The organism is Novosphingobium sp. SG919, assembly GCF_012932495.1.
Classification (GTDB): domain Bacteria; phylum Pseudomonadota; class Alphaproteobacteria; order Sphingomonadales; family Sphingomonadaceae; genus Novosphingobium; species Novosphingobium rhizosphaerae.
Window position 1 is genome coordinate 1,192,086 of sequence record NZ_JABCNG010000001.1, and the last position, 14,441, is coordinate 1,206,526.

Consider the following 14,441-nt stretch of genomic DNA (forward strand, 5'->3'; position numbering starts at 1 on the left):
GGTGTGCTTGAGGGCGTTGCGGCGCAGGTGCGGGGTTGCCGCCGCGTGCCTCGCATTGGCCTCGCCACCACTGGCTGCCCAGGAGCTTGATCCGGGCATCGTCGTCGCAACCTTGCAGGCCAAAGCCTATCCGCTCGGGCCTGACGAGCAGCGGATCACTCTGACCGCCGCACCCGCGTCGATCTATCTTATTCGGCTTGGCGCGCGGCTGAATTTTCTGGAGCGCTATGATCGTGCGGGAAAGCCCATCTGGCGATCCCCACCGCTGCGGCTCGGAGACTGCCCTTCGGCCGAGCCTGGTCTGGTGGCAGAAGGGCTGGGTGCGAGCGGTGAACAGGTCTTCGTCACATCATGCCCACCCGACCGTCTGTTCTTCCTCACGCCCACCAACGATCTCGCTCTGATCAATTTGGGTCACCCCGCCGACATCATGCTTCTTGCAGGCGACGCCGACAGGCTGCGCGAGGCACTTGAACGCTCGTTCCTCGGTCACGATCTGCTGGACGCTCAGGGGCGGGAACAATCGAAATCAGCAGGAGCGCTTCAACTGGCTGGGTTGATGCCACTGTCGCCGGACGCACTCGCGGCAGCAGTCGCCACAGCCCGCTCTAAGCCCGCTCCCGACGAAACCGACTTCGCTGCCCTACGTGAGCTGTTCGCGGCAGTCGATTTTCGTAGAGTCGGCCTCTCGGTGCGAGACGAGAACGATCTTGGCTATTTTCTCGCCCGTGCCGGAGGCTGTGCCGACCTTGCGGACGCGATTGCAGTGCTTCGCGACACACAGCGACGTGCACGCGATCGTGCATCTGCGCATCTTAATCTTGGCGACGCCTATGCGGCCCTGGCCTCCAGTCAGTGCAAGCGCTCCACCGAGGGGAGCACACTGGCGATCGAACAATATCGCCATTATTGCGCCGCACTGCTCCCTGGCCAGCCACCCCGGCGGACCTTGCGGCGCCTCATTGCCTGGCTGCGCCAATCCGGCGCCATACAGGCTGACATGGAGGCGCTCGATGCCGAATTTTGCCGGCCGCGGCTGCGCCTGTTCGACGACCTTGCCTCGAACGATCTCACGTCGCTGCGCGTACATATCATCGAACATCGCGAAGATCTGGGGGAGCGCGGTGCAGCAGGGCTGACGGTGCTGGCCGAGGCAATCGAGGCCCACAATGGCCCCATGGTCAAAGAACTCCTCGAAGCGGATGCGCTGCGCTTCGGCTATGGCGACGAGAGCTTCCATCCGCTGCAACATGCGATCTTCACCGGACCCGATACGCTGGACGCGATGCTTGATCGTGGCGCAGTCGATCCTGACGACAAACCTCTGCTGACGGTCGCGCGGATCGGCGCATTTTCAGTCGATGCCGCCGCGCGCAAGGTGCGCATGGCGAACAGCCTGCTGCGCCACGGCGCCGATATCAGGCAAGCCGATGACGAAGGCGGCGTGATCATTGCCGCCGCGCACGGGGATGGGCCGTCCGAGCTGTTTCGACTGCTGCGTGAGGCCGGCGCACCGGTCAATCTGCCGAACCGGTACGGCCGGAACGCACTCTTTTATGTGGGGCCGTTCGACATCGGCAGGACCGAGGCGACCATAGCCAGCCTCCGCGCATTGGGTGTCGCTATCAATCAGGTCGATCATGACGGAATGACACCGCTTTCCGGCCTCTATCGCTGGACCAATGCCAATCCCGACGCAATCTTGGCCGGATCCAGACAACTGCTCGAAGCGGGCGCCGATCCCAATCTCACGGGAAATGCGGAGACCGCCTTGACCAAGGCTGCAGGAATGGGCTGGCCCAAGCATGTCGCGCTGCTCCTTGCGCATGGCGCTCGACTGCCCGATGACACCGGGGCCTTCGAGGGCGCATTGGTCGAACGCATCCGGCGCCAGATCACCGATCGTGACGAATTTCCGGAAAGCGATGGCGGAGGGCTGCGGTTCGCCTACCGCAAGGTTCTTGCGCTGCTGGGCCAGCCAGTGCCCCCGCCTGCCGCTAACGCAAGTGCCGCCAAGCCATGAGCGCGCGCTGCATCATGCGGCGGCTCGCGGTGGCCCTGCCCAAACGCTCCCACTTGTCGATCACCGGCCTGCTCGACTGGAGTGCGGGCGGCGATCCCGCGCAATTGGCACAGCTTGGCTCAATCGTGGACGATATCGTGCTCCAGACCTACCAAGGTCGGCAGACGATCCCGGGTTATGAAGCCTATTTGGCTTCACTGCGCCGATTGCCATTCTCCTACCGCATCGGGCTAGTTGAAGGTGGGGTGTGGAACGCCCCGGCATGGTTGCGTTCAGACCCGCATTTCCAAGGCTATGTCATTTTCCTCCTTCCGGGACCGAAAGGGCTTCGTGCGCAGCGGGCCAGCGCTGCGGAATTGGCTGGGACGGCCAGTCGGAAAGGAAACCAACTCCCATGAAGCGCGCCCTATTACATCTTCTGATCGCGGCATGTCTGTGGACATCCAGCATGGAGAGCGGACCCGCTTGGGCACGTCCTGCGCGGATCACCACTCCGCCTCCTGGATCGCAATTGCGCACACAGATTCTCGACGCGCTTCGCTCATCGGACTTTCCTGATATCCGCTTCATTGTCCATGTGCTGCACGTCGCCCAAGGCAAAGGCTCTGTCCTCGCCTTTGCATCGGTCGAACCTTCACACGGTGGCTCTGACGGGCAATTTGGCGATTTCATTCTCGAGAACAGGCGCGGCTGGCACGTAATCTGGGGGATCACGGCAGGTGGTTCGAACAGTTGCGCACGGCTTGCGGCCCATTACGCTTCCGCGATCCGCCTCTTGGTCGCACAAGGCGTGGACCCAGACGCGCTCTATCCGGGGCTCATGTCCAATTACCGTCGCGAAGAAGCCGGCGCCAGGGATCCGAACTGCAACGATGTCGGAGACATTTGAGCTGTGCCAGTTCAGGGGCGCTTTGCGATCAACGCTCGACATGGCCTCCCAACGCGCCAGGCGTGCGCGGGGAGGTACTATGACCGGGCACAGAGAGCACCTTAGTGCGCCCGAACGGTCCACGCGGGCGCGACTGGATCGCGCGCTTGTGTCGTGGCGGAACGAAATCGGAACTTCATGCGCAAGCTTCTCTCACTGTTCGGCGCGGGAAAACGGGATGGGGAGACACCGCGTGTTCCCGATCCGAGCGAGGGCGATCATTCGACCGGCCCGGACAATGGACCTGCCGTTTTCGCGCCGCAGAACCCCCTTGAAGAGGCACTGGTTCGTGCATCGAGCGTCATCGAGGCGCGGACCGAATTTATCCGCGTACTGATGGAGTCCGATCTGATTTTCGCGACGCCGCAGCCCGATGGCTTAGAGAGTGACGAGGACGCCTCGGAGTTGCTGCAGATTCTCAACGTGCCGTTCGACGATGGCACGACCGTTCCTGCGGTCTTCACTTCCGTAGTGCGCGTAATCGAAGCTTTCGGTCCCGACGTCGGTCATGTGGCGCTGCAGGGGAGGGACGCGCTCAGAATTCTTGCGACCGACGGCGCCGTTCTGAACCCGGCATCGACCTATGGTGTTGCTTGGTCGCCAGAAGACCTTACCGCCTTGCTCGGCATGCCGGTGCCGCGCACCATCGAATCCCCGACCCAGGTCATGCTCGCAACGCCATCGCAGCAGCCCCAGGCACTAATCGACCGGATCCGCGCCATTGTCGATTCCGAGCCCCGCATCGAGGCAGCATGGCTTGCCTTGGCGGCCTGGCCCGATGCCGATGGACATAGCTGGTATCTCGACGTGCGAACCGCCGCTCCGCGCGAAGCCATCGCGCCGCTGTTCACGGGAGTCGGCAAAGCCGGAGAGACCGAAGGCATGGCGCTCGATATCATTTTCCGGACCGCTGACCAGGAGCCCGGCAGCGGTATTGAGATCAAGCCATTAGCGGCACGATGATCCACCAGCGGCGGGCATCGGAACAGGGGACGTCACAGATGCTAACGCAGGGTGATCCTCATGAAAGTGACCGGCTTGAATGGACGGAGGCCGGACAGGATCCTTTCGGCGACGAGGAGCTCGATGAAGGGGCCGCGATGGAAGCCCGCTTCGCGGCCGAAGACAATCTCGACCTTGCCTGATCTGCGATTCTAAAGGGGGACCTAGCGTGCGAGCATTTTTCGCAAACTAGCCGCTTTGCGTTTGACGCCTACCGCAGGATCATTTCGCAGGGCGTCTTCATAGTCTCGAAGCGCCTCTGCCAGCTGCCCCTCGGCCTCAAAAACTTCTCCGCGTACTCGCAGAGCTCTGGCCCGACTGCGATCGCCATGGGCCTTCGAGACCGCTGCCTCCAGACCGGTCATCAGCACATCGCGGGTGACGGCGGAATGTCCTTTTGCAATCTGCTTGATTGCACTTTCGATCACCCAGAGATTTCCGGATGCAATTCGCTCGCTGCTCCACTCGTCCCGATTGAGGAATTCCCCTGTCAGCGAATAGCGAGCGCAGCAGCCGTCCCGATAGACCAACTCGATGCTTTGGCCATCGTAAGCAAAGCGATAGCTATCGGCCCATCCAGACGGAGCCTGCCAGGACGCAAGTTCCAGAGCCTCGACGAGATAGAACACCACCAGAATGGCATTGTCTGGCCCCTCGGCATGGCAGGTCTGGCAGACCGCGAGGCTGCCGTCCTCGCTCAAGCCGTTGTTCAATAAGTTCGCGTTGAATTCACGCGCCAGGATCACCTCGCCGGTTGCAGCGTAAGCAAGGAAGCGGCCTTTCAGACCCTCGCCAAACCGCCAATCGTTGATGATGAAGGTCCCGTTGTTGGCGACCTTGCCATCGTTGGGGCGTTCCGCCCGCCCGTCAGCCGTCAGGACACCATTCTTGAGGAGCAAGTAGCGGCCATAGCCCGAGTCCCTATACCCACCACGAGTGCCGCCCTGATCGCGATCAGACCACGCAAGGACGTAACGCTGATCCGGCGAACGTGATGCGCTCCCGAAAAAGTCCAGCTCGCGGATCGAAATGAATGAGTCGTCGTCACCGAAGGGTTCCATCTCGATCGCAGATGACTGCGCAGCTTCGTTCTCTGTTCTGGGGGCAGTGGAGCTGCCAAAAAACCGCCGAAGCCAGCCTATCATGTATCACTCCTGCCAATGCACGCCGATGGTCTCGTGCATAGGGGTCTGGCCAGTTCATCGGAACGGCGCTGTGTTGGCGATCAATCTTGTGTCAGATCTTCGATGTCGATGGTGATGTACGGTTCCGAGCCCACCGGCCGGACCGGTCGACCAAGGGCCTTGCGAAAAGCTGCCTGGACGATGCGGTCGTGATGCTCGTCCATCCAACCCACGAAATCCGAGCGATCGCGTAATGGGCGACCGATGATCGCCTCGACCGTGGTTCGATAGACCCGACCGTGGACCGCGGGGATCAAGGCATCGGGCTCGTCTTCGATCTCCAGATAGTCGGGGCAGGGGTAATGCAAGGAACTCGCTCCGTTGTTCGCGATATGCTCACCATGATTCGAGTTGGTCTTGCCGAGCCTGGCGCAACCTCCTCGCGCTAACAACCGATTACGCCATTGCCTGTCTTCGTACGCCAGACTTGGCTTGGCACCGAAGTCTGTTGCGCGCCGCTGACCCGACCTCGCCCTAAGACCATAAGCAGGGCGCAGAGGGAGCGAGCTCGTCTCTCCACCTGGTCGGGGGAGCTGCCCGACCAGGTGGAGAGTTTGCCGCAGCACAAGGGAGTGGATGAGGCGCTTGCCGGGAAGATGAACCCAATCAAAGCGTGCGGGTGTTCTCGGCGATCAGTTTTCGCGCGGCAACGGTGGCCTTTGCCGTATTCGTCTTGCCAGTCCGGATGTCGTCAGCCAGCGCCATGAGCCGGGCACTGATCACGGTGCCGGTCTCGGCCTCCTCCTGCACGCCGATCCCCCCTTTCTCCTTCGCCACGCGGTCCCATTCGGCCCGCACGGCGGCCCAATAGTCCTTTGTGGCGGCCCAGTAGTCGTCGGCAGCCTTCACGTTGTAGCCATCGAATTTCGTGTAGGTGTTGAGGACATATTCCTGGACGATCGGTGCGAGCTTGCCGTTCTTCGGCCCGAGCTTGGTATTGTCCTGCCAGTGGATCCAGCCATCGGGGGTGATCTGGTGGCGGTTGATCGCAAGGTAGCGGTCATAGACCGGGTGGCGCACGGCATCGCGCCGGGCGAGCGGACGCCAGGTCCAGTTCGACCGCCAGCGGCGCACGCCGCCCTGCGTCTCGAACTGGCCCCATCCGCCATAACGCGGGCTGTCATCGACCTGATAGACGGTCTGCGACCAGCGGCCGGTCCGCATCTTCTCCGGCACGTCTTCCCACTTCCAGGTGTTGGTATCGGCGTAGACCAGCACGCGCGCCGGCTCATACTCCCAGTCCTGGCGCCAGTGCTTGACGACCATTTCCTTGCCATCGGCATTCACGACGAGGAGGTGCTGGAGGACTATCCTGCGCCCCGTGTCGTCGATTACCCGGACGGATTCGAACCCGCCGGAGGTCTTCTTGTCGATTGGCGTGTAGCCAGGATCCCAGCGGGTGGATTCCTGCATGTCGAAGCGCACCTTGTAGTTGCCCGCCATGGCGAGAATGTCGGCGCGGTCCTCTTCGAACGTCGCAGCGGCCTGTTCTGCGGCAATCGGGGGATGGGCAAGCGCGGGGGCGGCGGTGCAGGCAAGGGCAAGCAGGCTGGCGCCCAACAAGGTCTTTAAGCGGTTCATGGTGAGTTCTTCCCTGTTGATCAGAAACGATAGCTGAGCGAGACGCTCGCGTTGCGGCCTGGCTGGGTATAGGCGTCGGTCACGGTCGAACTGGCGGCGAGCCCGCGCACGTCGCTCCACCAGGCATATTTCTTGTCGAGGATGTTGAAGATGCCGGCGCGCAGCGTCAGGTTTTCGAACGCCTTCACGAAAGCCGTGGCATCGAGGATCGTGAAGCTATCGGGCCGGTAGGCGCCCGCAGGGGCGCGGCTTTCTTCCTTCTGCGCCGCGTGGGTAAGCGTCAGCTGGCCACCAAAGCGCTCGGCCCGGTCGCGCCAGCCAATTCCCATGACCAGTTTCAGCGGATCGATCGACACCAGCGGACTCGAGACGCCGCCACGAATGCTGTCGCCCTTGGCCCAGGACAGGGCAAGCTGGCCGGTCAGCCCATTGCCGGCCGAGAGGTCGAGTTTGCCTTCCAGGCCCTTGATGCTGACCCGCGTGAGATTGATGTACTGGTAGATGATCGGATCGGCGACTGTGCCGGTGCCGCTGACAATCTCCTGGCTGATGAAGTTGTCATAGTGCCCGCTGAACCCCGTGACGCTCGCCACGACATGCTGGCTCGACAAGCGCAGGCCGCCCTCGATCGTCTTGCTGGTTTCGGGCTTGAGACCGGGGTTGGGAATCGTGCGATAGGCGCCGAAGGGCGAGGTCGGGTTCTCGAAGAACTGGTTCACCTGGGAAGGCGCCGGCGCCTTGAAGCCATGGGCGTAGTTGGCGAAGAGACTGACGGGTCCGGTCAGTTTTACGACGGCGCCGATCTTGGGCGACAGGCGCGAGCCGCTTTGCCTGGCGGCAGCAAAACTGGCCAGCAGCGGGTCGGTCTGGGGGCGCAGGGCATAATGGTCAAAGCGCAGCGCCGGGTAGAGCTGGACGCGCCCGCCTGCGATCTGGATCCGGTCGGATAAATAGCCGCCCGCCAGGGTGAAGTCGGTGACCGGAAAGGCGCGGGTCGGGAAGACGTCGGGGGCGGTCGGCACGGTGCCGTCCCGCAGGCCCGTCTGCCGGGTGATCGAGGCATCGGCGCCCCAGGCCAACTGGTGCAGGAGAGGCCCGGTGGCAAAGTCGCTGCGGAACTCGGCCGCGCCGCCAAATACCCGGTTACGGAACACATTGAGCCGGGTCCGGTCGGCTGCGGTATTGCGATCCTCGGCCGTGAATTGGCGGTTCTCGCCGTCCTGCCAGTAGGCAGTGAGCTGGATGAAGTCGATCGCGCCTTCGGCTTCCTGCCGCCAGTCGAGGGCCACACGCTTGCGTTCGGTCGTGTCACGGGCCGTCAGTCCAATGACGCTGGTCGCGCTCGAGGCGACCGGTGCAATGCCGCTCAGCACGTTAGTGTTGACGATACCCTTCTCATACTCGCCCGTCAGGCGAAGGCGGCTCGAGGGGCCGGTTTCAAGCGCGAGTTTGCCGAGGATCGCGTTCGATAGCGTGTCCTGCGGGTTTGGCGTGGCCCGGGTTGCATTGGGGGCGTCGTTCGTGCCCTGGTTGTCAAGTTCGTGACCATCCCGGCGCGTATAGGCGATCATGCCTGAGAGCGGGCCGCTGCGTGCGGCGAGTATTGCAGTCTCGCTGAATTCCCGGTCCGCCGAATCGTAGCTGGTGCGCAGCCGCCCGCCCACCTTGGCCTCGCCGCGCAGGAGGTCTGCCGGATCGGTGGTGGTGAAGCTGACCGCCCCGGCCAGACCGTCGCTGCCGTACAGCGCCGAGGCCGGGCCGCGCAGGATCTCGACCGACTTGATCAGGCCGAGATCGACATAGTTTCCTCGGCCCGCCGATTGCGCCCCGAACTCGAAACCATCCGGAACCCGGACGCCATCGACCTGGATCAGGACGCGGTTGCCTTCAAGCCCGCGGATGTTGAAGCTGGAAGCGCCGTCGCGGCCGGTTGCGCCCAGCGCCGCGCCAAAACGGGCAGGGGACTGCCGGACGCTCACCCCTGGCTCGAACCGCACCAGGTCCTTGATGTCCGAGACCATCTCGTCGGCCATTTGCTCATCGGTCTTGACGGTGACCAGCGCTGGCACGTCCTGCAGTTTGACCGGCGTGCGCGTTGCCGTGACGACGATCTGGTTCATCCGCTCAAGCCAGTAGTATCCATCATTGTCCTGCGCCTGGGCGGGACCGGATAGCAGCGCGAATGCCAGCGCCAGCGATGCACAGGCCGGGCGGGCATGCAAGCCGGTGCGGTCTGCGAGCCTTGACCAGCGTGCGCAGCGACTTGCGTTCGAACAGATGTCTCCAGAGGGTGCCCCCATCACTTCAATGCTTCCTTTGCTAATGCGAGTGATTCGCATTAGCTGAGCTAACGAGAGTGGGTTGTTGCGGTCAAGCGATCTTTGCCTGCACAAATCGGCGGCGCTTGCCTGAGCGTCGCAGGGAGCACGCGGCTGACGTCGGATTTCCAGGATCGCCGAGCGCTTCAGGACAGGCGGGTGCCTGATGGATCGATGCTCGCACCGCCGAATCGGCGCGGCCATGAGATCAAACCGGGTGTCCGGCGCGTCGGTTGAATCCGCCGTCTACGCTGCAGCCTGTCTTTGCACGCCAGCCTGCGACAGCCGCGAAGTCCTGTTGCTCGCGCCGGAAATTTGCGTCTCTTGATCGTCCTCGACAGCCGGGCGCCTCTCGTCCCGGTGAGGGGACCAACCTATGCCAAAGCCATTTTTCCAAGCAGGCATCGCGGCCATCTTGCTCGCGCAGCCACTTCCCGCAGCAGCCAACAACCTCGGCGAGAACGGCGCATGGCAGTTTCGTTCGCCAACAGACCTGGCCAATCTGACTCTTGTGCTCGATGCGATCGAACGCAAACGGGCTGGTGGCTACGCAGCCCCGGCCTATACGACCACGATCGAGCGCCAGTTCAACTGCGGCATCACCGCGACCGCGCTGGGCAATTCGTCAGCCCAGACCGCGCTCGCCAACTCGCCGACCCTTGGCGGCCCCAGCTCATCTTCCCAAGGTAACGCGAACGACGCCGAGAATGGCCGCGGTGGCACCACATCGAGCGGTCAGACAAACAGCGGCACCGTCAATGCCTCGGCAAGCGGCGATGTCGGAGCCGCGATCAACGGCAGTCCCTATCAGGCCATCAACGCAACCCAGACCAATACAGGCGTGCAGACGGCCAACGTGACAGGTTCAACCGGCTGCTCCTTTGGGGCGCTCAACTGATGCGCCGCGACGACGCGCGCAATTCAAGGCGCAAGAGCTCGGCTGTCGTGGCTATGCTGGCAAGCGCCGCACTTGCAGGCTGCACCAGCATGCAAGGCCTTTCCTTCGCGCAGGGCGAGGCCAAAATGCTGATCGGCCCCCCTGTTCGAGCGAACCGGACGCCGATGGACGCCCCGCTGTCTTGCGTCGCGGGACAGCTTCCAGGTTTGCCTCACAAACCCTTGATCGTCGCCGTTGGCGATATCCGCGACTACACCGGCAAATACTCCGTCAGTGAAGGCAACGCCGTCACCCAGGGCGGAGCGCTCATGGTCGCCTCTGCGCTCGGCAAACTCGAAGGCCGCGTCCGTATTGCCGAGCGGTTCGATCCCACGATCGCGGAGCGGGAGCTTGGCTACACGGATCGGCGCCAGCTCGGTGACGGTACAGTGCATGATCTGGCAGGGGCGTCGGGGAAGCAGACCGTGCCCTGGCTGCCCTACTATGGTGGCAGCATTGCCGCCTCCGACTACTACATCGTCGGCGGCATCACCGAACTGAACTACGATATCCGATCCGGTGGCCTTCAGACCGGCGTGGGCTCGATCGGCCCCAAGCACCGGACCTACACACAGTCGGTCGCCGTGGACCTCCGGATCGTCGATACGCGATCATTGCTGGTGGTCCGAACCGTGAGCCTCACCAAGCAGTTCACCGGCTATGAGACTGGCTTCGGCATCTTCCGGTTCTTCGGCTCCGACCTCTTCGACATCAACATCGGGGCCAAAGGCCAGGAGCCGCTCCAGCTTGGTATCCGCACGGCTCTGGAAGAGGCGACCGTGCGGCTCCTCGGCGCGGTTGCCCGGATCGACGTGGGGCCGTGCCTCGCCAAGTCGGGTTGGGCTGAGACCGCTGCCACATCGCCGGCGGACACGGGACTGCCGGTGGCGTCGAGATTGCCTGCAACCGGGGATCCGTTCAACGGATTGCCATCCGCAGCCGCGCCACTTGGGGCCGATGTCCGCATTGTCTTCGAGGTCGGATCTGACGCGCTGAGCGGCGCAGCTTCGGCACTCGTCGAGCGGATCGCGGCAGACGCAGCGCGGGGACCAGTATCCGTGACGCTGTTGGCGCGGGACACCGAGACGATCGATCCTGCGAAACGAACAGCCCTGACGGACAGACGGCTCGCCGCACTGACCGCGGCGTTCGCGCGTCGGGGCATCGATCCCGCGACCCTCACGATCACCTGGCGTCCCGCGCCTGCCGACACATCGCTTCCGTCTGACGGCGCCGGGCTGCTGCGCCTGGCCCAGCTGCGCATCGGCTGATGCCCGGCACGCCCGCAATTTTACCCCACCAAGTTCCCCCACCTGAAAGGACCACTGCCATGACTTCCCGAATCCACGCCAGGCGCATCCGCCGCCATCAGCTTCTGCTTGGTGCCGCAGCAACGGCGCTGAACATCTGCACCGCCGCGACCGTCGCGGCCCAGCCTGCGCCGCCTGTGGTACAGGCTGATGGCAACACGATCCTCGCAAGCGACCAGCACCAGTCGGATGCATCGGTCAAATCGATCGTCGCCGGCCCTCAGGCTGAGCTTCAGGGAGCAGCGGACGGTAGCACGCTGCAGGTCTCCGACAATGTCCTGCGCGCAAATGCGCGTGCCAACGTCGCGGCTGCGACATGGGAGCCGGATACCACGGGCTCACTCGAGTCGGAGGCAGCCGTTCTTTCGACTGGATGGTCGGGCACCAGTGCCAGTGGCGGGATCGTCATCGCGTCCCGCCAGCAGGCTCAAGGAACTGCCGTCGTCGGCAAGATTGGCGGTGCCGGTTCGCCGACCCGCCTTGGCGCGGCCTTGACCAATGTCTCGAACAGTTCGGTCCATGTGGATGCCAGCATTCTGGAGTCTGGCGGCACCGGCAACGAAGCCTCGTCCGCGCTCTCGCTCACCAATCTGTCCTCTGGCCTCAGCGCCGGGATCGTCAACGACCAGTCGATCACCGATGCGTCGAGGGTGAGAGCTGTGCAGTTTGGTGACCTTCGCCTCTCCGCCAATGCGCTTACAGACTCAAGCGTCGAGATTTCCGGCAACAGCACTCGAGCGCTTGCTCATGGCAACAATGCCGCGAACGCCTTGTCGGTGAATGCTGTCGCTGTGGGGGGTGTTGGCGCAGGCGGTCCGCCGTCGACGGTCGATACTGGCTCGAATGAAGGGGAAGTGCATGCGCAGTTCGGCGTCCTCTCGAACCAGCGGCTGGACGGAACCGTTACGGCAAAGAATGCCGGAAATGCCTTGGTGCAGATCGACGGCGCTGCGAGTGGCTCGTCGATCGTGAATAACGCGAACCAGCTGGCTGCCGGCAGCTATGGCAACCGTGTCAACAACAGCCTCTCCCTCAATGCCCCGACGATCGCGACGGACAACACCGGGGGAGGGACCGCCAATGTCACCAATATGCAATTGGTGAATGCCGTTGCGGTCAGCGCGCGGGCCGGCCAGGGACCGCGTTCGGTGGTCCAATCCGATCTCGCCGGATCGACAGCCTCGCTGTCCGGAAACTCGGTCACCGCTGCAGCCACGGGCAATCAGGCAGATGGCAATCGGCTGACGGTGACCGCCGCATCCCTGATGCCTGGCCAGGGCAGCGGCGGGGAAGGGGGCGGCCATGGCCCCGGAATTCCGCCGGTGATCGGCACGGCCGCCGTCACTCAGCTTGGTGACATGACCGTCTCCGCGCCTCTCAGCGTTCAGAACGTGCAGATCAATCAGGGCCTGATTGCCGCGTCGCAGGAGCAGTGGTTGAACAGCCTCTCGGTTGGCGGTACGCTTTCAGGATCGGCGCTCGATCTCTCGGACAATGCGGTCACCCTCAGTGCGAGCGGAAGCCGCGCATCGAATGATCTCGGCATCTCGGGTTCGACCGTCGGCTCGTCGGCAGACCTCAACAACCTGCAGCTTGGACTTGGATCCATCTCGGCCACGATCGGATCGACGACAAACCGCAGCGGCTTTACCGCTTGGACGAGAGGGGCGATCGACGATAGCACGGTCGCAGTCCTGGGCAATGAGCTCACGGCGAGCGCGAACCAGAACAGTGCGACGAACGCGCTCAGCGTCGAGGGCGCGCGCCTGGTCAGCACCAGTGGTCATTCGAACGCACAGGCCGGCAGCCTTGCCGAGGGGCTGGGCGCCGCCGGCGACTTCGCGCTTGCAAGCACCCAGGAAATCCTGGGAGGCTATCAGTTGCCGGCTGTCATCAGTGCTGAGGTTCATGGCGCATTCGGGGCAACCTCCGGTGGGCCGAATACCGGTTCTTCGTTCGCGGTGCGTGACAACGGCCAGACTGCATCGGCTACCGGCAATACCGTGTCGAACGCGCTTGCGCTCAAGTCGGCATGGCTCGGCGCGCCGGGCGAGGGCGCGACGGGTTCCGCTCTCGCTTCGACGCAGAGCGCGCGGGCCGAGATCATGGCCGTCTCGGACATGGTTCTTTCGGTGCCGGCCGGACTGACCAGCTCCTCGGCGGAAATCGCCGGCAACAGCAGCATCGCCTTTGCGCGCATGAACAGCGCATCGAACGCGCTTTCCATTGATGCGGCGCTCATCGGACCGCTGAGCAATCTCCCGGCGTTCGTCGAGAACAGCGCAGGAGCGCCGCCCCAGGCCATGGGTGACCATGTCCTGGCCAATACCCAATCGGCTACTGGCAGCGTATCGGCTTCGTCGTCCATCGGCGCTATTGGCACCAACGGACCGCTCGATGGCGCATCGCTGGTGCTGAACGGAAACACCGCACAGGCTTCGGCTGCCGCCAATTCGGCATCGAACTCGCTGGCAATGGTCAGTGCAGTCGCGCCGGCCGCTTCCGTGGCCCTTGTGAACTCCCAGTCGAGCATGGCCGCTGTTGGGGCGACTGCACGTCTCGATGCAGGTGGCACAGGCGCGCTTTCGGGCTCGCAAAGCGGCATTTCGGCAAACTCGGCGATCGCACAGGCGACGGGGAATGGTTCGTCCAACGCCATGACGCTCTCGGGTGCCACTGGCTACGATTGCCTGCCCGACCTGGCGTCCGTCACCACCGGACCACTGAACAGCGGCGCGGGGCCAGCTGTCCTTTCGAATGCGCAAATGAACGCTGGCGCCGTGTCTTCATCGGCCCTGGTCCGCAATGCCTCGCTCACTACGCCGACCGGCAATCTCGCGGGTAGCGCGGTCGACGTGACTGGCAACATCGCCACGGCGACTGCCTACGGCAACTCGGCCGCCAACAACATCACGCTCACGTCGGCAACAGCGTTCCCAGCGGCCGGGATCGTTAACAATCAGGTCAACACGGCGTCCGTAACCGCCGTTGCCGGTGCAGCTCTGACGCTCACTCCCGCCGCCATGACCGGCTCGCGCGCCACGTTCGCGGGCAACGCCGTGACCGCTCAGGCGGTGGGCAACTATGCAATCAGCACGATCAGCTTTGGGCGCTGAATAGCGGGGGTCTGCCTAGCCCCCGGTCAGGCCCCTGCGGGC

At 63.6% G+C, this 14,441-nt stretch carries 12 protein-coding genes; 8 read left to right on the forward strand and 4 right to left on the reverse strand.

All coding sequences use genetic code 11. The annotated features are described in order from the left end of the window. Positions 1 to 55: 55 nt before the first annotated feature. The 5 genes from FHT19_RS05320 to FHT19_RS05340 all read left to right on the forward strand — a co-directional run bounded on the left by FHT19_RS05320 (position 56) and on the right by FHT19_RS05340 (position 4,096). Complete coding sequence (locus tag FHT19_RS05320; RefSeq protein WP_169474201.1) at positions 56 to 2,023, forward strand: hypothetical protein; 1,968 nt, start codon at positions 56 to 58, stop codon at positions 2,021 to 2,023. Then, positions 2,020 to 2,421: a hypothetical protein gene (locus tag FHT19_RS05325; protein WP_169474202.1), complete on the forward strand. Its 402-nt coding sequence runs from the start codon at positions 2,020 to 2,022 to the stop codon at positions 2,419 to 2,421. Before FHT19_RS05320 ends, FHT19_RS05325 begins: the two co-directional genes overlap by 4 nt. Continuing rightward, positions 2,418 to 2,912 (forward strand): hypothetical protein, encoded by a 495-nt coding sequence (locus FHT19_RS05330; RefSeq protein ID WP_169474203.1) that lies wholly within the window; start codon positions 2,418 to 2,420, stop codon positions 2,910 to 2,912. Before FHT19_RS05325 ends, FHT19_RS05330 begins: the two co-directional genes overlap by 4 nt. A 177-nt stretch (positions 2,913 to 3,089) precedes the next feature. After that, positions 3,090 to 3,914 (forward strand): SseB family protein, encoded by an 825-nt coding sequence (locus FHT19_RS05335; RefSeq protein WP_169474204.1) that lies wholly within the window; start codon positions 3,090 to 3,092, stop codon positions 3,912 to 3,914. Further along, positions 3,911 to 4,096, forward strand: coding sequence for a hypothetical protein (locus tag FHT19_RS05340; RefSeq protein WP_169474205.1), 186 nt, complete (start codon positions 3,911 to 3,913; stop codon positions 4,094 to 4,096). The genes FHT19_RS05335 and FHT19_RS05340 overlap by 4 nt, the downstream gene beginning before the upstream one ends. Before the next feature lie 21 nt (positions 4,097 to 4,117). Here the strand turns inward: FHT19_RS05340 and FHT19_RS05345 are convergent, their stop codons facing one another. The 4 genes from FHT19_RS05345 to FHT19_RS05360 all read right to left on the reverse strand — a co-directional run bounded on the left by FHT19_RS05345 (position 4,118) and on the right by FHT19_RS05360 (position 9,057). Next, on the reverse strand, positions 4,118 to 5,098 hold the full coding sequence (locus FHT19_RS05345) for a tetratricopeptide repeat protein (protein WP_169474206.1): 981 nt from the start codon (positions 5,096 to 5,098) through the stop codon (positions 4,118 to 4,120). Between the two features lie 80 nt (positions 5,099 to 5,178). Further along, a complete protein-coding gene (locus FHT19_RS05350; RefSeq protein ID WP_169474207.1) occupies positions 5,179 to 5,445 on the reverse strand; it encodes a hypothetical protein in 267 nt (88 codons plus the stop codon). A gap of 298 nt (positions 5,446 to 5,743) precedes the next feature. Next, positions 5,744 to 6,718 (reverse strand): DUF6607 family protein, encoded by a 975-nt coding sequence (locus FHT19_RS05355; RefSeq protein ID WP_169474208.1) that lies wholly within the window; start codon positions 6,716 to 6,718, stop codon positions 5,744 to 5,746. 20 nt (positions 6,719 to 6,738) lie between these two features. Then, positions 6,739 to 9,057, reverse strand: coding sequence for a TonB-dependent hemoglobin/transferrin/lactoferrin family receptor (locus FHT19_RS05360; protein ID WP_248290276.1), 2,319 nt, complete (start codon positions 9,055 to 9,057; stop codon positions 6,739 to 6,741). A 355-nt stretch (positions 9,058 to 9,412) separates the two neighbouring features. Here FHT19_RS05360 and FHT19_RS05365 point away from each other — a divergent pair, with 355 nt between their 5' ends. The 3 genes from FHT19_RS05365 to FHT19_RS05375 are packed head-to-tail and all read left to right on the forward strand — an operon-like array spanning position 9,413 to position 14,399. Beyond that, positions 9,413 to 9,934 (forward strand): hypothetical protein, encoded by a 522-nt coding sequence (locus tag FHT19_RS05365; protein WP_169474209.1) that lies wholly within the window; start codon positions 9,413 to 9,415, stop codon positions 9,932 to 9,934. Next, positions 9,934 to 11,244 carry a CsgG/HfaB family protein gene (locus FHT19_RS05370; RefSeq protein WP_169474210.1) on the forward strand — a complete coding sequence of 437 codons (1,311 nt, stop codon included), beginning with the start codon at positions 9,934 to 9,936 and terminating at the stop codon, positions 11,242 to 11,244. The genes FHT19_RS05365 and FHT19_RS05370 overlap by 1 nt, the downstream gene beginning before the upstream one ends. A 59-nt stretch (positions 11,245 to 11,303) precedes the next feature. Further along, the gene (locus FHT19_RS05375; RefSeq protein WP_169474211.1) at positions 11,304 to 14,399 is read left to right on the forward strand and encodes a hypothetical protein; all 3,096 of its coding nucleotides are present in this window, start codon (positions 11,304 to 11,306) and stop codon (positions 14,397 to 14,399) included. The last annotated feature ends 42 nt before the right edge of the window (positions 14,400 to 14,441 follow it).

Coding starts and splice junctions, on each gene's coding strand:
- FHT19_RS05325 (WP_169474202.1), top strand. CDS start 2,020: ATGAGCGCGCGCTGCATCATGCGGCGGCTCGCGGTGGCCCTGCCCAAA.
- FHT19_RS05330 (WP_169474203.1), top strand. CDS start 2,418: ATGAAGCGCGCCCTATTACATCTTCTGATCGCGGCATGTCTGTGGACA.
- FHT19_RS05335 (WP_169474204.1), top strand. CDS start 3,090: ATGCGCAAGCTTCTCTCACTGTTCGGCGCGGGAAAACGGGATGGGGAG.
- FHT19_RS05340 (WP_169474205.1), top strand. CDS start 3,911: ATGATCCACCAGCGGCGGGCATCGGAACAGGGGACGTCACAGATGCTA.
- FHT19_RS05345 (WP_169474206.1), bottom strand. CDS start 5,098: ATGATAGGCTGGCTTCGGCGGTTTTTTGGCAGCTCCACTGCCCCCAGA.
- FHT19_RS05355 (WP_169474208.1), bottom strand. CDS start 6,718: ATGAACCGCTTAAAGACCTTGTTGGGCGCCAGCCTGCTTGCCCTTGCC.
- FHT19_RS05360 (WP_248290276.1), bottom strand. CDS start 9,057: ATGCGAATCACTCGCATTAGCAAAGGAAGCATTGAAGTGATGGGGGCA.
- FHT19_RS05365 (WP_169474209.1), top strand. CDS start 9,413: ATGCCAAAGCCATTTTTCCAAGCAGGCATCGCGGCCATCTTGCTCGCG.
- FHT19_RS05370 (WP_169474210.1), top strand. CDS start 9,934: ATGCGCCGCGACGACGCGCGCAATTCAAGGCGCAAGAGCTCGGCTGTC.
- FHT19_RS05375 (WP_169474211.1), top strand. CDS start 11,304: ATGACTTCCCGAATCCACGCCAGGCGCATCCGCCGCCATCAGCTTCTG.